This is a genomic window from Occultella aeris (assembly GCF_902703175.1).
In the GTDB taxonomy this organism is placed as follows: domain Bacteria; phylum Actinomycetota; class Actinomycetes; order Actinomycetales; family Beutenbergiaceae; genus Occultella; species Occultella aeris.
Genome location: NZ_CACRYJ010000017.1, coordinates 222,936 through 239,061, shown reverse-complemented (window position 1 = coordinate 239,061; position 16,126 = coordinate 222,936). Strand labels below are relative to the sequence as shown.

General features: G+C 70.9%; 16 protein-coding genes. 10 read left to right on the top strand and 6 right to left on the bottom strand.

The annotated features are described in order from the left end of the window. The first annotated feature begins 23 nt into the window (after positions 1-23). The 10 genes from HALOF300_RS06795 (at position 24) to HALOF300_RS06750 (ending at position 8,213) form a co-directional block, all read left to right on the top strand. The gene (locus HALOF300_RS06795; protein ID WP_156740182.1) at positions 24-1,466 is read left to right on the top strand and encodes an ABC transporter substrate-binding protein; all 1,443 of its coding nucleotides are present in this window, start codon (positions 24-26) and stop codon (positions 1,464-1,466) included. Positions 1,467-1,480: 14 nt separating this feature from the next. Next, entirely contained in the window at positions 1,481-2,251 is a 771-nt protein-coding gene (locus tag HALOF300_RS06790) for an SDR family NAD(P)-dependent oxidoreductase (RefSeq protein WP_156740181.1), read from the top strand. Positions 2,252-2,287: 36 nt separating this feature from the next. Further along, positions 2,288-3,262, top strand: coding sequence for a 3-hydroxyacyl-CoA dehydrogenase family protein (locus tag HALOF300_RS06785; RefSeq protein WP_156740180.1), 975 nt, complete (start codon positions 2,288-2,290; stop codon positions 3,260-3,262). After that, positions 3,259-4,203, top strand: coding sequence for a sugar phosphate isomerase/epimerase family protein (locus tag HALOF300_RS06780; protein WP_156740179.1), 945 nt, complete (start codon positions 3,259-3,261; stop codon positions 4,201-4,203). The genes HALOF300_RS06785 and HALOF300_RS06780 overlap by 4 nt, the downstream gene beginning before the upstream one ends. Position 4,204: 1 nt before the next feature. Further along, entirely contained in the window at positions 4,205-5,944 is a 1,740-nt protein-coding gene (locus HALOF300_RS06775) for a dihydroxyacetone kinase family protein (protein WP_156740178.1), read from the top strand. Further along, positions 5,941-6,399 carry a ribose-5-phosphate isomerase gene (locus tag HALOF300_RS06770; protein WP_156740177.1) on the top strand — a complete coding sequence of 153 codons (459 nt, stop codon included), beginning with the start codon at positions 5,941-5,943 and terminating at the stop codon, positions 6,397-6,399. Before HALOF300_RS06775 ends, HALOF300_RS06770 begins: the two co-directional genes overlap by 4 nt. Further along, positions 6,392-7,129, top strand: a complete 738-nt coding sequence (locus HALOF300_RS06765; RefSeq protein ID WP_156740176.1) for a triose-phosphate isomerase — start codon at positions 6,392-6,394, stop codon at positions 7,127-7,129. Before HALOF300_RS06770 ends, HALOF300_RS06765 begins: the two co-directional genes overlap by 8 nt. Positions 7,130-7,232: 103 nt before the next feature. Beyond that, positions 7,233-7,577 (top strand): hypothetical protein, encoded by a 345-nt coding sequence (locus HALOF300_RS06760; RefSeq protein ID WP_156740175.1) that lies wholly within the window; start codon positions 7,233-7,235, stop codon positions 7,575-7,577. Between the two features lie 98 nt (positions 7,578-7,675). Beyond that, positions 7,676-7,906 carry a hypothetical protein gene (locus tag HALOF300_RS06755; RefSeq protein ID WP_156740174.1) on the top strand — a complete coding sequence of 77 codons (231 nt, stop codon included), beginning with the start codon at positions 7,676-7,678 and terminating at the stop codon, positions 7,904-7,906. Beyond that, entirely contained in the window at positions 7,896-8,213 is a 318-nt protein-coding gene (locus HALOF300_RS06750; protein WP_156740173.1) for a type II toxin-antitoxin system PemK/MazF family toxin, read from the top strand. The genes HALOF300_RS06755 and HALOF300_RS06750 overlap by 11 nt, the downstream gene beginning before the upstream one ends. A 57-nt stretch (positions 8,214-8,270) precedes the next feature. Here the strand turns inward: HALOF300_RS06750 and HALOF300_RS06745 are convergent, their stop codons facing one another. From HALOF300_RS06745 to HALOF300_RS06720, 6 genes are read right to left on the bottom strand one after another with little or no spacing between them, the layout of a single operon-like run. Further along, the gene (locus tag HALOF300_RS06745; RefSeq protein ID WP_231955107.1) at positions 8,271-10,538 is read right to left on the bottom strand and encodes an FAD-dependent oxidoreductase; all 2,268 of its coding nucleotides are present in this window, start codon (positions 10,536-10,538) and stop codon (positions 8,271-8,273) included. Continuing rightward, positions 10,535-11,407, bottom strand: coding sequence for a MurR/RpiR family transcriptional regulator (locus HALOF300_RS06740; protein ID WP_156740172.1), 873 nt, complete (start codon positions 11,405-11,407; stop codon positions 10,535-10,537). Before HALOF300_RS06740 ends, HALOF300_RS06745 begins: the two co-directional genes overlap by 4 nt. Then, a complete protein-coding gene (locus HALOF300_RS06735) occupies positions 11,404-12,801 on the bottom strand; it encodes a hypothetical protein (RefSeq protein WP_156740171.1) in 1,398 nt (465 codons plus the stop codon). The genes HALOF300_RS06740 and HALOF300_RS06735 overlap by 4 nt, the downstream gene beginning before the upstream one ends. Then, a complete protein-coding gene (locus HALOF300_RS06730) occupies positions 12,798-13,697 on the bottom strand; it encodes a carbohydrate ABC transporter permease (protein ID WP_156740170.1) in 900 nt (299 codons plus the stop codon). Before HALOF300_RS06730 ends, HALOF300_RS06735 begins: the two co-directional genes overlap by 4 nt. Beyond that, positions 13,690-14,631 (bottom strand): carbohydrate ABC transporter permease, encoded by a 942-nt coding sequence (locus HALOF300_RS06725; protein ID WP_156740169.1) that lies wholly within the window; start codon positions 14,629-14,631, stop codon positions 13,690-13,692. Before HALOF300_RS06725 ends, HALOF300_RS06730 begins: the two co-directional genes overlap by 8 nt. Beyond that, positions 14,631-15,935 (bottom strand): ABC transporter substrate-binding protein, encoded by a 1,305-nt coding sequence (locus HALOF300_RS06720; protein ID WP_156740168.1) that lies wholly within the window; start codon positions 15,933-15,935, stop codon positions 14,631-14,633. The genes HALOF300_RS06725 and HALOF300_RS06720 overlap by 1 nt, the downstream gene beginning before the upstream one ends. Positions 15,936-16,126: the final 191 nt, after the last annotated feature.

Below are 16,126 nucleotides of genomic sequence, written 5' to 3'. Positions count from 1 at the left end.
CCACTCGAAGAGGAGTACCCCTCATGTCCACGTTCTCTCGTCGTCACTTCCTCGGGGGCGCCGGCGCGCTCTCGCTCGGCGGCCTGGTCGCCGCCTGTTCCGGATCGCCATCACCAGAAGGTTCCAGCGGTGGAGGTGGTGGCGGGACCGGGGCCGGCGCAGACATCCGCTGGTGGGACCACTTCGGTGGTCTCCAGGACCTGCACGCCCGCTGGGCCGCGGAGCAGGCCGAGAAGGTCGGCGTCGGTATCGAGTACACCTACAACGAACCCTCGCAGGCAACCGAGGCGCTGCAGCTCGCGAACCAGTCGAACCAGCTCCCAGACATCTACTCGAACGTGGTCGGCCTCCCGCTCCCCGCGCTTGTCGAGGCCGGGTGGCTGCACCCGATCGAACTGTCGGAGGAGGCGATCGGTCGACTTCCGGAGGGCACCTTCGTCGAAGGCATCAGCATGCTCGACGGTGTCATCTACGCACTGCCGGCACTGTCCGACCGCCAGTACTGGGCGTGCACCTGGTACAACTCCGAGATCGCGGACGAGGTCGGATTCGAAGGCCCGAAGAGCTACGACGACCTCCGGGCCGCGTTGCGCGCCATCGCCGACGACGGCAGGTACGCCCCGATGACACTGGCCCTCGGGGCCAGCGGCCGGATCCGCGACCAGGTCGACGACCTGGCCCAGGCCGGCGGCTTCCCGGGCTGGCAGGGACTGCGGTATGACACCGGCGAGTACAACTACGACCACGACACGTACATCAACGCCATCGAACTCCTCAAGGAGATCTCCGACAACGGTTGGCTGCTGCCTGGGACGAACTCATTCCAGATCCCGGACGCGCGCGGCCGATGGGCCGCCGGCAACGTCGGCTTCTTCATCGATGGGCCGTGGTCACCGGGTGGCGTCCGTGCCCTCAACGAGGAGCACCTCGCGCGGATGGCGACGTCCGGTGAACTGACGCCCGAGGGCGAGGAACTGGTGATCACCCGTGGGGCCCCCGGCGGCACCTGGTTCGTGGCGGGGAACTCCGCGAACCCCGAGGCGGCCAGCCTCGTCGTGGAGTCGTTCACCCAGGACGACTATCAGGCGGCGCTCGCAGAGGCGATGGACCAGCCGCCGCTGAACCTCGACATCGTCGCGGACGCCGACGTGATCGAGCCGTACGCCTGGCTGATCGACGACTTCAAGCAGCGGGTGTTCCGGGCGCCGCAGGTTCAGGTGCGCAACATCCAGGCCAGCGAGGCCCTCGCCCTCGCCACCCCTGTGGCGCCGACACTCGGCGACATCATCCAGGGCTACCTCGGCGGGGACGTCTCCGACCTCAAGGGCGAGCTCGTCAAGCTCAACGACGCCTTCTCGTCCGATCTCGATTCGTCCATCGAGCAAGCTGCGGGCGCCGGAGCCGAGGTCTCGCGCGCCGACTGGGAGTTCTCCGACTGGCAGCGCGGGCAGGACTACACCTACTGATGGGAGCACACAAGTTGTCGACACCATTCACGTCCGAACGCACCGCGGTCATCACCGGGGCCGGATCCGCCCGAGGCATCGGGCGGGCCACCGCGCACCGGCTCGCCACCGAGGGCTGGAGCCTCGGCCTCGTCGATATCGACGGCCCGGCCGTCGAGTCGCTCGCGACCGAGCTGACCCAGCAGTACGGGGTCGCGGCGGTGGGGCACCGGGTCGACGTGAGCGACCCGGACGACGTGCGCACCGCCGTCGGGAAGCTCGAGGCGGAACTGCCACCCCTGCTGGCGCTCGCGAACGTGGCCGGGGTCAGTTCCCCGACCCCGTACCTGGAACTGCCCGACGAGGAATGGACCCGCGTGATGCGGGTCAACCTCGACGGCGTCCACTACGTCAGCAAACGCGTCGCCGAGTCGATGGCGGCCCGTGGAGTCGGCCGCATCGTGTCGATCTCGTCCGTCTCCGCGCAGCGGGGCGGGGGCACCTACTCCAAGACTCCGTACTCCGTGGCCAAGGCCGGCGTGATCGGGCTGACCAGGGCGCTCGCCCGGGAGCTCGGGCCGTACGGGATCACGGTGAACGCGATCTGCCCGGGCCCGATCGACACCGACATCATGGGCGGCACCCTCACCGAGGAGCGCAAGCGGGAATTGGTCGCGGAGCTGCTGGTCGACCGGGTCGGCACCACGGCGGACATCGCCGCCGCGATCAGCTTCCTGCTCGGCCCGGACGCGGGCTACATCACCGGCCAGACGTTGAACGTCGACGGCGGCCTCTACATGCACTGACGGCACCCGCCGTCAGGGCATCAGGGAAGGAACACCTTGCGCACCATCACCACCGTGGCGGTCATCGGGTCCGGGTACATGGGCGGCGGGATCGCCCAGACGCTCGCCGACGCAGGCCTGGCCGTGCGGATCGCGGACGCCACCGCCGACCTGGCCAGGGCCGCGCACGCGCGGATCCTGGCCGAGGCCGCCGAGCTCGAATCCTCCGGCCTGATGCCCGGCGGCCATGCCGGGCGGGTCCGAGACCACCTCACCTGGAGCGAGTCGCTCCCGGCGGCGGTCGACGGCGCCGATTTCATCGAGGAGGCGGTGCCGGAGGATCCGGGCACCAAGCGCCGGGTCCTCGCCGAGATCAGCGCCGCGGCGTCCCCCACGGCGCTGATCGGGACGAACACCTCGACGATCCCGCTCGCCCGGCTCGCCGACGCGGTCAGCAACCCGAGCCGGTTCCTGGTGGTCCACTTCAGCAACCCCGCACACCTCGTCCCCGGGGTGGAACTGGTGGCTGGAGCCCAGACCGCGGACTCGACCGTGGCGACGATCCGGAGCATGCTCACCGGGATCGGCCGACCGAGCGCGGTGGTCGCCGACGCGCCCGGTTTCGTCCTGAACCGCGTGCAGTACGCGATGGTGAAGGAAGCCCTGCTGATCGTGCAGGAGGGGCACGCGAGTCCTGAGGACGTGGACACCATCCTGCGTTCCACGCTCGGGTTCCGGGCCGCGTTCTTCGGTCCGCTCGCGATGCTGGACATGGCTGGCCTGGACGTCTACGCCGACTCCTTCCGGCTGCTCGCCGACGCGCTCGGCGACAGGTTCACCCCGCCGGAGATCCTCACGGACGCAGCGGACGCCGGCCGGCACGGCATGAAGAACGGTGCTGGGTTGTGGCGCGACTACACCGAGGCGGACACCGGCGCCATCCAGGCCTGGCGGGCGCAGGCCTACTCGCGGATGAGCGCCCTGCTCGCCGACCTTCCCCCGGCTCCGACCCTGACCAGGAGAACGGCATGACGGCGCCCTTCACAGCCGACGCCTGGCCGATCGGCGTCGGCCTGCCCCAGCTCGTCGGGACCCTGAGCGACGGCCGTGATGTCACCACGACCGGGCCGCAGGCGTGGCGGCCGACCTTCCACGAGGTCGCCGCGGCCGGCTTCACCGAGATCGACCTGTTCACCACGTTCATCCGGATCTCCGACCTGGACGACGACGGTCGCAGCGGCCTGCAGCGCCTGCTCGCCGAGTACGGCCTGCGGATCAGCGCGATCCCGCTCGCGCGACGGAGCATCCTCGACCCGGACCCCGAGCGCGCCGCCGCCAACCTCGAGTTCGCCCTCGAGACGGTACGGGCCGCCGGTGAGCTCGGTGTGGGCACGGTGTGCGTCGGACTGCACCAGCCACTGACGGCCGAACAGCAGCGGGCGGAGTGGTTCTGGCTCGCCCCCGGCGAGGAGAACCCGGAGGACCCCGCGGTCTGGGCGGCCGCCGTCGACGGCTTCCGCAGGATCGGCGAGGAGGCGGCGCGGGCCCAGGTCCAGGTCTCCCTGGAGATGTACGAGGGCACCTACCTGGGGACGTCGGAGAGCTCGGTGCGACTGGTCACCGACATCGGCCTACCCAACGTGGGCCTGTGCCCTGACATCGGGAACATCGTCCGGCTGCACCGGCCCGTGGAGGACTGGCGGGTGATGCTCGAGCGGATGCTGCCCCACGCCAACTACTGGCAGCTGAAGAACTACCTGCGCGACCACGACCCGGCCACCGGTGCCTACTTCTCCGCACCGGCCCCGCTGGAGACCGGCTACATCGACTACCGGACCGCCGTCGGGATGGCCCTCGCGGCCGGCTTCTCCGGCCCGCTGTGCGTCGAGCACTACGGCGGCGACGGGCTGAGCGTCGCCGCCACCAACCGTGACTACCTGCGCCGCATCCTCGCGGCCAAGATCGCGAGCTGACATGACCCACCTCGTCAACGACCCCAGGACGTTCGCCGCGGATGTCCTCACCGGCTTCGCCCGAGCGCACGCCGACCGGGTCCGGGAGGTGCCCGGCGGCGTGGTCCGCGTCGCCCCCGCACCGCCCGGGAAGGTCGCGGTGGTGCTCGGCGGCGGGTCCGGGCACTACCCCGCCTTCGCGGGGTGGGTGGGGGAGGGGATGGCCGACGGCGTCGTGTGCGGCAACATCTTCGCCTCGCCCTCTGCGGACCAGGCCGTCACGGTTGTCCGCGCCGCGGACCGCGGCGCCGGGGTGCTGCTCGGCTTCGGCAACTACGCCGGAGACCAGCTGCAGTTCGGTCAGGCGGCCAAGGAGCTGCGAGCGGACGGCATCGACGTGCGGATGGTCACCGTGACCGACGACCTCGCCTCGGCCACCGAACCCGAGCAGCGCCGGGGCATCGCCGGTGACCTGATCGTGTTCAAGATCGCCGGCGCCGCCGCGGCTGCCGGCGCGGACCTGGACGACGTCGAGCGCGTCGCGACCCGGGCCAACGCCCGCACCCGCACCATCGGGATCGCGCTCGCCGGGTGCACCCTGCCTGGTCAGGACGAGCCGCTGTTCACCATCCCGGCCGGCCGGATCGCCCTCGGCCTCGGCATCCACGGCGAGCCCGGCCTGAGCACCGAGGACCTCGGCAGCGCGAGCGAGGTCGCCGACGACCTCGTCGCGCGGATCCTCGCCGAGGCCCCAGAGGATGCCGACCGGGTCGCCGTCCTCGTCAACGGACTCGGCGCTACCACCCACGAGGAACTGTTCGCCGTCTACGGCCGGGTGGCCGATCGGCTCACCGCAGCCGGCCTCGTGATCGTCGCCCCGGAGGTCGGCGAACAGGTGACCAGCCTGGACATGGCGGGCCTGTCCCTGACCGCCACCTTCCTCGACCCCGAACTCGAGCGCTATTGGACGGCGCCCGCGGACACCCCCGCGTTCCGTCGCGGTCGGCCCGGCCCCCTCCGGGCGGACCCGGCGCCCGCCGCACACCCGGCGGTGGCGACGCTCACCCCGGCGTCCAGCGCGACGGCGGTGGCCCCCGGCACCGAGGACTCCCGACGGGCGACCGAGCAGGTGCTGCGCACCGCCGCGGCGATCGCCGTCGCGCTCACCGAGCACGAGGAGGAGCTCGGCCGGCTGGATGCCGTGGCCGGCGACGGCGATCACGGGCAGGGCATGGTGCTGGGCATCGGCGGCGCGGTCCGTGCCGCCGAACAGGCGCACCTGGCCGGGGCCGGCCTCGGGGACGTCCTCGACGCCGCCGGCCGGGCCTGGTCCAACGCTGCTGGTGGCACGTCGGGGGCACTCTGGGGTGCGGCTCTACGCGCCGCCGGCGCCGAGGTCGGCAATGAGCGAGCCCCGGATGGTGCCGGCCTCGCGCGCGCCGTGGATCGCGCCGTCACCGCGGCCGCCGACCTGGGCGGCGCCCGGGAGGGCGACAAGACCGTCATCGATGCGGCGGTGCCGTTCGCCGCCCACCTACGCTCCGCCGTCGGGCAGGGCTCGGCGGTGCCCGCCGCGTGGGCGAGCGCGGCGAACGCGGCCGAGGAAGCCGCACGCGGCACGGCCGCACTCACGGCCCGGCTCGGCCGGGCCCGCACCCATGGCGAACGCGCGCGCGGTCACGCGGACCCGGGTGCCATCTCGTTCGCGCTCGTGGTCGGCACGGTCGCGCAGTCATCGACGGTCTCAGCGGAGGAATCATGAAATGGCGGATCGCGGTCGGTGCGGACAGCGCCGGCTACCACTACAAGGAAGCCCTCAAGCGGGACCTGGAGGCCGACCCGCGCGTCCTGGAGGTGATCGACGTCGGCATCGCGCAGGGGGATGGCACGGACTACCCGCACGTCGCGCTGGACGCCGCTCAACTCGTGGCCGACGGTCGCGCCGACCGCGCTCTGCTGGTCTGCGGGACCGGGCTGGGCGTCGCGATCTCGGCGAACAAGGTCCCCGGGATCCGGGCCGTCACCGCGCACGACTCCTACTCGGTGGAACGGTCGGTGAAGTCGAACAACGCCCAGGTGCTCACCTTCGGGGAGCGGGTGATCGGGCTGGAGCTCGCACGCCGGCTGGCCTCGGAGTGGCTCGGGTACACCTTCGACGGCGAATCCCCCTCCGCGGCGAAGGTCGCCGCCATCACGGCGTACGAGCGTCGTGACTGAGTTCTGGGTCGGCACCAGCTGGAAGATGACGAAGACGCTCGCACAGGCGCGCGAGTTCGCCCGCGGGGTCGGGGCGCGTGCGGACTGGCCGGTGCGCCCGTTCGTCGTGCCGCCGGCCACCGCGCTGGCCGCCGTCGCCGCGGAGCTCGGACCGGCGTCCCCGGTGCGCGTCGGAGCGCAGGACGCGCACTGGGAGGACGCCGGAGCCTGGACCGGGGAGGTCTCGGTGCCGCAGGTCGCCGACGCCGGTGCGACGATGCTGGAGATCGGGCACTCCGAGCGGCGCGAGTATTTCGGTGAGACCGACGAGCGGGTCAACCTCAAGGTGCTGGCCGCCGTCCGGCACGGCCTGCTCCCGCTGATCTGCGTCGGCGAGTCGGCCGAGGTGCGGCGGGCCGGTGGTGCCGCCGAGTTCGTCGCGGACCAGGTTCGCGCGGCCCTCGCCGGGGTCCCAGCCGGCGTGCCGGTACTGATCGCGTACGAGCCGATCTGGGCGATCGGGGCCACCGGCCGCCCGGCCCGGCCCGAGGCCGTGGCCGAGATGGCGGTGGTGATCGCCGCCGCGGCGGGCACCCGGGCGGCGGTGCTCTACGGCGGCTCGGTGAACCTGGGCAACGCGGTGGAACTGGCCCGGGTGCCCGGGATCGGGGGACTGTTCATCGGTCGGGCCGCCTGGGAGGTGTCCGACTACCTGTGCATCGCCGACGCGGTCGGCGATCTCGTCGCCTGACGGCGTCCGGGCGTCGATTCGGGCTGCGTCGGCAGGGGCACTCGCCCTACCCTGGCTCCCAGGGACGAGCGAGGGCGCCGTCGGTGCGGGAGAGGAGGCTCGAATGCGTTACGAGCCGGTCGTGGACCCGAGTCAGGACGGCGTGATGACGGCCGGGCGGGTCGTCGCGATCGTGCTCTCGGTCCTGTTCGGCCTGCCCTTCCTGGCCGGCGTGTGGGTGGTGCTGAGCAGCACCGTGCTCGCGCACCCCGAGTCCGACCAGCACGGCTACGGCCTGATCTTCGGTACCCTCCTCGCGGTCGTCGCCGGGTTGCTGACGCTCGCCGCGCTGCCGTTCGCGCTCCGGGGCACCGCCCGCAAGGTCGTTGGCGCGATCGGCATCGTGGCCGTTCTGGTCGCGCTCGGCTTCGTCGGGTACGCCGCCTACACGGTGCTCACCGGTTCCTGAGCCGTCCACAGGCCCAGTGCAGGCATCCCGCCGGTCCGCCAGGATCGTGTGATGAAGCCACCCATGCGTGTAAGACGACAGGTCCTACAATCGTGAGTATGCCAAGTATTACGATCCGCACCGACGACCAGGTCGAGCGAGCGCTGGCCGAACTGACCAGCCGCGGCTCCAATCGTTCGGACGTGGTCCGGCGGGCGATCCTCGAGCTGGCGCGAACGGAGCACGCGGCGGCGCTGCGCGCGGAAGCCGAGGCCCTACGCGACGACCCGGCCGACGTCGCCGCAGCAAAGGCTCTTGCGCATGAGATGAGCGGGATCAGTGCGTGGTGACGTCTACGAACTGAAGGCACCCCGGAACGCGCGAGGGCACGAGCAAGCCGGCCGGCGGTTCGCCGTCGTGCTCCAGTCCGATGATCTCCCGCTGTCCACCTGGGTGGTCGCGCCAACGTCCACGGGGCGGCGTGCGGCGTCCTTCCGGCCGGAGATCAGCATCGCCGGCTCACCGACCCTGGTGCTCGTCGAACAGTTGACGGCGGTGGATCCAGAGCTCAGGCTCGGGGCCCGGGTCGGGAGACTGACCCGAGGCGAGATGACCCGTATCGACAGGGCTGTGGCCGACGTGCTGGGCCTGGGCTGATCTGCCCCGATCTCATCCGATCCGGCCGACCGACCCGTGGGCCGGCCGGCCGCCGGGTCAGCTCTGCCCGTCCGCCCACGCCCGCAGCGACACCACGCGGGCGCTGTCGGTCCCGTTCGTCGCGGTCACCACGAGCCGCACCGCGCTCGCGGGCACCGGCACCTCGAGCGGGTGCCGCCGGTGCCGGCGCCGGTTGTCAGTCACGTCGGCGACAACCTGCCAACCGCCGTCGACCTCGGCCTCGACGCGGTAGTCCCGGACCAGGGTGGGCAGCACGTCGAACGGCGTCCGGTGGTGGTGCAGGTTGATGAGGTCCTCGTCGAGGTCGTCGTCGAAGATGACCGCGACCTCGGCCAGATCCACCGGCTCGTCCCAGGCCAGGGACAGGGTCGGTTCCGGGTCGTGAGCCAGGGGCTGGGAGATCCACATCTGCGGTCCGCCGAACGGACGTGCGTACCCACCGACGGCGCGCTCGGCCGCGTACGCGTCCGTGGGCGCCTCGAGCCGCACACACAGGGAGCCGCGCTGCAGCACCTGCTTCCACTCCCGCCACTGCTCGGTGTAGCGCTCGTCCTCGCCCGGGTCGCGGTGGGTGAACGTCAGGACGCCCGGCAGCGGGGTGTCCGCGGTGTGCACGCGCACGTCGGCGTTCGCCCGCAGCACCAGGAACGCGTTACGCGCCGAGGCCGGGCGCCACTGAGCGGGCAGCCGGACCCACTGCTTCTCACCGGCGGGCACCGCCACGGTCACGGTGTCGACCAGGTCGCGCGGAATGTAGTTCTGGCCCAGTTCGGGGTCGTGCACCTCGAGCACCAGCTCGGTGTCGACGTCGGCGTCGATGAGGATCTCGATACCGTCCAGCGCCGGGTCCACCGGGACCACGAGTGCCACCTGGGTCGCCAGGTCGAGGATGCCCGACGGCGTCTGCGCGGCCAGGGTGCGCAGGGTCGAGGACGCGCTCACTCGCGCGGTCAACGCGGCGTCGGCCGGGTCGTCGTGGAGCACACCGAGCACCGCCGCGTCGGCGCGCACGAGCGCCCGCCTGACCAACTCGAAACGGGACGTCGCCAGCTCGCGGGGACTGACGCCGTCGGCCACCGCGACGGCCGCAGCCACCCCGGCCGCCTCGCCGATCACCGCGCAGGTGGCCATCACCCGGGTGGTTCCGAATGCCACGTGCGAGGCCGAGATGTTGCGCCCGGCCATCCACATGTTCGTGACGTTCGCCGAGTACAGCGAGCGCAGCGGGACGTGATAGTTCCCGTCCGGGTGCCAGTGCCGCGACCCGTGCTCGGTGGCGTACATCCCGCCCGGGGGGTGCAGGTCAATGGACCAGCCGCCGAACGCGACCCGGTCGTCGAACTGCTCCTGGCCGAGCACCTCGTGCTGGGTGAGCGTGTGATCGCCGACGAACCGGCGGTACTCGCGCTTGCCGGGCACCGACCCGACCCACTCCAGGGTCAGGTTGTCCGCGTCGTACTTCCCGGAGTTCTTGATGTGGTCCCAGATGCCGTACACCGCGGCCTGCAGCTCGTCCCGGATCAGCTCGTTGTCCGCGACCACGTCCCGGTCGCCGCCCCACTCGATCCACCAGTAGTCGCACCCGTTCGCGTCCACCCGGATGCCGCGCAGCTCCGGGATGGAGGTCTGGGCGATGTCCTTCGCGAACGACGGCGGCACGAACTTCACGGGGTGCCCGACGTCCTTGGTGTAGAAGAGGATGGTCGAGCCGAGGGTCTGGCCGTCCGGCTCCTCGGGTGCCCAGGACTCGCCGAGCTCGGCGCGGGACTCCCGGCCGGTGCGGTACCGCGCGCCGGCGAGGAACCCGACCAGACCGTCCCCCGTGGCATCGACGAACGAGGTCGACGTGAACCGCAGCCGCCGCTCGGAACCCATCTGCCAGCCGGTGACCGACCGGATCGAGCGGGCGTCCTCGGGGCCGTCCGCCTCGACCTCGCGCACGTCCGTGTTCAGGAAGAGGGTGATGTTCGGCTCCGCGCGGACCGCCTCGCCGACCACGAGGTCCCAGTAGTAGGGGTTGCCGTCGGCGTTCGTGAACTGGTTCTCGACGAAGAGCTCGCCCATGATCCCGGTCTCGCGTGCGTAGTGCTGCACGCCGTGCGCGGTCGCGCCGCACACCCACACCCGGACCTCGCTGGAGGAGTTGCCGCCCAGCACCGAGCGGTTCTGGATCAGAGTCACGCTCGCGCCCTGGCGCGCTGCACCGATCGCGGCGCACACACCGGCGAGTCCGCCGCCGATGACGGTCAGGTCCGCGTGGACGTCCTCGGTCGCGATGACGGGCGACGGCGTTGGCTGGGTCACTGGGTATCTCCGATGGTGATCGTGGTGGGGTTCTGGGGGATGCCGACGGCGTCGGGGACCCGCTGGGCGACGAGCACCCAGAGCAGGGCGGCGGTGAGGGTGTCGCCGACGCGGCCGGCGAAGTGGTCGGTCCACGCCGTGCCCTCGCGGGTCCCGGTGTACAGGGTGGCGTCGGCGTCCGTCGCGAGCTGCGCCGTCGGGTCTCCGGTGATGACCACGGAGTGGGCGCCGTTGGCGCGGGCGCGCGCGAGGAAGTCCAACGCGATCTCGTCACGCCCCGAGCGGGACAGCGCCAGGGCGACGTCTCCCGCACCCACCAGTCCGGCGGCGACCCGGGCTGCCTGCGCGCCCTCGTGCCACCACACCGGGCGTCCGATCCGGAGCAGCCGCAGGTACAGCTCGTGCAGCGCGACCGAGTCCCCCCACTCGCCGTACAGGTGGATCCGGGCGGCGTGGGCGATCCAGTCCGCCACCCGGTCCGCGGTGCGCAGGTCCACCGCGCCCATCGCCTGCCTGGCCGCCCGGTGCTGCGCCGCGACGAGGACACCGAGGACCTGCTCGGGTGGGTCGTTCGGACCGATCTCGGTGCCGATGTCCCGCTGCCATCCGCCCTGGACCTCGCGGCCGTGCTCGGTGGCGATCGCCGCGCGCAGCGCCGGGAAGCCGTCGAAGCCGAGCAGGTCGGCCAGCCGGGTCAGTGTCGCCGCGGATACCCCGGCAGCCTCGGCGAGCCGGGTGATCGACTCCCGGCCGGCCGTGGCCGGGTCCGCGACGATGTGCGCGGCGGCCCGTGCCGTGGCACCGGTCAGGGTCGGCAGGGAGTCGCGCAGCGCCTGCAGCGGGCTCGTTGAATCGGCGTGGGTGCTCATGTGTAGAAGAATTGTGCACTCGCGCGCGCGTCGTGGTCGCTCACCAGCCGGGCCCAGTGCGCGCTGAACCCGGGCGGGAAGGTGTGCGTGACTAGTGCACCTGGCGCCACCTCAAGGGTGCTCACCCGCCCGAACGTGCCGTCGCCGCGGGCGTCGATCTCCAGGTGCACGGTCATCGGGGTCTCGCCGTGGTTCTGCACGTGCACGCACTTGTTGTCGAAGCCGGTCATCAGGTAGGGGTCGGAGGCCTCGCCCGCAGCCACCTCGGTGTCCCACCAGGGTCCGCCCCACCCGGCCGGCTTGCCGAAGGACCACAGGTCGTCGGTCTTGCCGAAGAACATGCCGGACTGGGGCTCAGCCGTCGTCGGGTTGAGCCCGTGGCTGGGCGAGGCGTTGTCCGCGCCGGCCACGAACATGCCACGCCAGCTGCAGAAGTCGCCGAGCACCCACAGGTGCGTGGAGATCGGTCGCACGCCCCAGATCCGGTTCCCGTACGCCCAGGGCGAGAGCTCGTAGAACATGCCGTGGTGGTCCAGGAGGAGGCGCTCGTGCTCCACCTCCCGGATCCGCGGCCACTCGGTCTGCCACTTGTGGTCGAAGGTGTGCGAGGCCTTGGGCAGCCGGTACCGGCGCCAGGTGCCGTCCGCCTCGGTGAACACCTCGAGGATGGCCGAGGCGGCGTCCCAGCCGGACGCGAAGATCGTGCCGCCGAACTCGTGGCGCCCACCGATCGCCGTGAACGGCTTGCGTTCCAGGATCCGCCAGGATTCGCCGTCGAACTCCGCGAGGCGCCCCCGGGCGCGCTCGCCGCGCCATTCCGGCTCGGCGTACTCGTTCGAGCAGACCACGAGCCGGCCGAAGCTGGAGTAGCAGTCCTTGTAGTGGACCTTCCACTCGCCCTCGGTGTCGAGCTCGTCGTTCAGGTCCCACGCGAGCTCGCAGGCCAGGGTGGTCAGGTCGAGCGAGAAGACCTCGCCCTCCATGGTCAGCACGTACACGTGCGTGTCCGGCTCGGTCAGGTGGCGGGTGGTGCCGCACAGGCGGTGCCCGGTCAGCTCGGGGACGGTGCGGATCGTGTGGTCGGGGGAGATCACGTGCGGCCCGATCACCAGGTACCCCGTGGGGTAGTGCACGAACCGGTTCGTGTAGGTGCCGTCCACCCCGAGGGTCTCGGCCACCACCTCCATGCGCAGGTCCGCGTCGATCCGGCGCAGACTCACTCCCGCGCCGCTCGCAGCCTTGTGCGAGTTGTAGTTCTGCACGTACAGCACGCCGTTGTACGGCATCAGGGCGCCGACGCCGAGCTCGCTGCGCGGCGGGCCGAAGTCGCCGACCTGGGCGAGGGAGGGGAAGACGCCGGAGACCTGGAGCGGGGCGTCGGTGGAGGAGGTCATTTGATCCCGGTGTGGGTGAGGGCCTGCACGAACCGCTTCTGCAGCAGCAGGAAGACGATCAGCACGGGGATGATGGAGACCACCGAGGCGGCCATGGACAGGTTCGGGGCGATCGCGCCCTGCTCGTCGGCGAACCCGGTCAGGCTCAGCGGCAGGGTGTAGACCTCGGGGCTGGAGATGAGCACCAGCGGGGTCTCGTAGTCGTTCCAGGACCAGACGAACGCCAGGATGCCGAGGGCGCTGATCACCGGGGTGGCCATCGGAAGGTACAGCCGCCAGAAGATCTGCCACTCGTTGGCGCCGTCGATCCGGGCCGCCTCCGCGAACGCGGCCGGCTGCGCCACGAAGAACTGGCGCATCAGGAACGTGCCGAGCACCGTGAACATGCCGGGCAGGATGAGCGCCCACAGCGTGTCGTAGAGGCTCAACTGCTGGAAGTAGATGAACCGCGGCACCAGGAGCAGCTGGGCCGGGATGATCGACGTCGCCAGGTAGGCCAGGAAGATCTTGTCCCGTCCACGGAAGTGCAGCCGGGCGAAGGCGTACCCGGCCATGGTGGCGGTCAGGACCTCGCCCAGCACCCGGGTGACGGCGACGATCACCGAGTTCGCGAACGCCGGCAGGATCGAGTTCTCGCCGGTGAGGACCTCCACGTAGGAGTCCCACTGGGCGGGATCCGGGATCCATTGCATCGGGATCGTGAACGCGTCCAGGTTGGACTTCAGGGAGGTCGAGACCATCCAGGCGAACGGTGCCAGGAACGCCAGCGCGAGCAGCCACAGCGGGATCCCCCAGAGCCAGCGGTCGCGCCGCGCCCGCCGTTGCCGCGGGGTCAGGTTCACGCGAGGCGCGCCGCCGGTGCGCGCCGGGACTCGGGTCAGGGTTGCGTCAGTCATTGAGGGCCTTTCCACGCTGGGCCCGCCACATCGCGAGCGTCAGGGCGAGCACACCCACGAACGTGACCATGCCGATCGCCGCGGCGTATCCGAACCGGTAGAACTGGAAGCCGGTCTGGTACATGTAGAAGGACAGCACCGTGGTCGCGTCACCCGGTCCGCCCGCGGTCAGCAGGGCCACCAGTCCGAAACCCTGTGAGGTGCCGATGAACAGGGTGACCAGGAGGAACACGGTGGTGGGCAGCAACGAGGGCCAGGTGATGGTGCGGAACCGCCGCCAAGGGCCGGCGCCGTCCATCTCGGCGGCCTCGTAGAGGTCGGTCGGGGCATCCTGCAGAGCGGACAGGTAGATGACCGCGGCGTAGCCCATGCCGCTCCAGATGGCGATCACGATGAGCGCCGGAAGAGCCCAGTAGGAGGAGGCGAACCAGCCGGGCAGGTCGGTGAGGCCGAACGCACCGAGCACCTGGTTGACCAGGCCCGCGGAGGGGTTCATCAGCATCAGCCAGGTCATCCCGATGGCCACCGTGCTGACGATGTAGGGCATGAAGAAGACAGCTCGCAATGCGCCGCGGCCCGGGATGTCCCGGTCCAGGGCCAGCGCCAGCGCCATGCCGAGCAGCACCGTGAGCGGCACGCTGACCCCGGCGTAGACCACCGTGCGGCCCACGCTGCCCCAGAACAGCGGGTCGGCGAGCACGTTCGTGAAGTTGTCGACGCCGATGAACTCGATGCCGCCGAGGCCGGAGACCAGGTTCCAGTCGGTGAACGCGAGGATCACCACCGAGACCAGGGGCACGAACGTGAACAGGGCCACGCCCACCAGGTTCGGCAGGATGAAGAGCCAGCCGACCCGGTCCGGTGGACCCAGCCGGCGCCGGTTGCCGGGAGCCGGCGCCGCAGTGGTCACTGCGGGCGCGGTGACGGTCGCCATCAGTTCCTCCGTCCGTAGCGCTCGATCGCGGCGGTGGCCTGGGCGTCGATCGAGGCGATCGCGTCCTCCGGCGAGCGTTCGCCGATCCAGCACACGTCCCGCTGCTGCTCGTTGGCGAGGGTGATCTCGGGGAAGGCCGTCAGGTTGGTGTCCACGAACAGTTCGGGTTCGTCGTCGAAGAGCACCCGCCGGAAGGATTCGACGTCGAACCAGTCCTCGGCGTCGGGACCGAGGAGGCTGGCGAGCATCTGGTCGGTGTCCACGTTCTGCAGGGTGGGGATCTTGCCACCGGGAGCCATGAACTGCGAGCCCTCGGTGATCCAGAACCGGACGAACTCCCAGGCGAGGTCGTGCTTGGTCGAGTTCGGGTTGATCATCACGAAGTTGCCGAAGATGCCGGTGTTCCAGCTCCCGGCATCGCTGGTCGGGATCGGCGCGGCCGCGGCCCGGAACTCATGCGGGTAGTTCGTCGCGTCGTACAGGTACCGCAGGCTGAACGGTGCGGTGACCCAGAGGGCGAACTCCTCCGAGACGAAGCCGTTCTGCTGGTACGCCTCGAGCTGGCGGGCGAGCACCTCCGTCCACGGGAACAGCACCCCATCGGAGATGAGGTCGCGGCTGCGGGTGAAGTGCTCGACGAACAGTGGATCGGAGAAGTTCGAGTCGCCGTCGGGCGTGAACCAGAAGTTCGGCCCGAGGCCGATCCGGGGGACGTCCGGCATGCTGTAGCACCCGTGGGCGCCGTCCGTGGTCAGGATCCGCGCGGTCTCGACGAACTCCTCAACGGTCCACTCGGTCGGCAGCTCGAGGCCCGCGGCCTCGAGGCGATCGAGGTTGGCCACCACCATGTTCGGCTCGCGGGTGGTGGCCAGGGCGCTGACCCGTCCGTCCTGCCAGTACGCCTTCGGCGCCTCGGTGTCCAGGAACGGCTCGAGTTCGGGTGCCGCCTGGACCCGGTCGGTGACGTCCAGCGCCAGTCCGGAGCCGGCGCGCAGCGCCATCGACTCCATCGAGTAGGTGAAGTAGACGTCGATGTCCACGCCGCCCTGCAGGGCCGTGTCCAGCTTGAGATTGCCCCGGTCATCGTTGATGAACCGGGTGTAGACGACGGTGTACTCCGGGTGGGCCGCCTCGAACGCCTCCACCAGGGCACCGGGTCCCGACTCGGGAGGCACCCCGCCCCACACATTCAGCGTCGTTGCCGACGACGTCGACGTGCCCTGCCCGCAGGCGGTCAGCGCCCCGAGCGTGCCGAGGCCGAGCGCCCCGCCCAGCACGTGCCGGCGGCTGGGTCCGGTGGGCATCACCGGACGGTCCCGACGGTGGTCATGGCATCGGCCGCCACCGCGGTGGTGGTTGGCACTTCGAGCACGCGATCTCCTTCGACCAGATCCATTGCGTGTAAGAAGTTACCGTTGTGGTTGTCGATATGCAAGGCGCATGAAAATAACTTGCACACGCTCCTGACGGTCGAGCGGGTGAGTTCCCCGCGGGA

What these genes read in the sequence shown, in the direction of transcription:
- HALOF300_RS06740 (WP_156740172.1), bottom strand. Translation starts at nt 11,407, where the DNA reads ATGAGCACCCACGCCGATTCAACGAGCCCGCTGCAGGCGCTGCGCGAC.
- HALOF300_RS06795 (WP_156740182.1), top strand. Translation starts at nt 24, where the DNA reads ATGTCCACGTTCTCTCGTCGTCACTTCCTCGGGGGCGCCGGCGCGCTC.
- HALOF300_RS06780 (WP_156740179.1), top strand. Translation starts at nt 3,259, where the DNA reads ATGACGGCGCCCTTCACAGCCGACGCCTGGCCGATCGGCGTCGGCCTG.
- HALOF300_RS06720 (WP_156740168.1), bottom strand. Translation starts at nt 15,935, where the DNA reads ATGCCCACCGGACCCAGCCGCCGGCACGTGCTGGGCGGGGCGCTCGGC.
- HALOF300_RS06760 (WP_156740175.1), top strand. Translation starts at nt 7,233, where the DNA reads ATGCGTTACGAGCCGGTCGTGGACCCGAGTCAGGACGGCGTGATGACG.
- HALOF300_RS06775 (WP_156740178.1), top strand. Translation starts at nt 4,205, where the DNA reads ATGACCCACCTCGTCAACGACCCCAGGACGTTCGCCGCGGATGTCCTC.
- HALOF300_RS06755 (WP_156740174.1), top strand. Translation starts at nt 7,676, where the DNA reads ATGCCAAGTATTACGATCCGCACCGACGACCAGGTCGAGCGAGCGCTG.
- HALOF300_RS06725 (WP_156740169.1), bottom strand. Translation starts at nt 14,631, where the DNA reads ATGGCGACCGTCACCGCGCCCGCAGTGACCACTGCGGCGCCGGCTCCC.
- HALOF300_RS06735 (WP_156740171.1), bottom strand. Translation starts at nt 12,801, where the DNA reads ATGACCTCCTCCACCGACGCCCCGCTCCAGGTCTCCGGCGTCTTCCCC.
- HALOF300_RS06770 (WP_156740177.1), top strand. Translation starts at nt 5,941, where the DNA reads ATGAAATGGCGGATCGCGGTCGGTGCGGACAGCGCCGGCTACCACTAC.
- HALOF300_RS06730 (WP_156740170.1), bottom strand. Translation starts at nt 13,697, where the DNA reads ATGACTGACGCAACCCTGACCCGAGTCCCGGCGCGCACCGGCGGCGCG.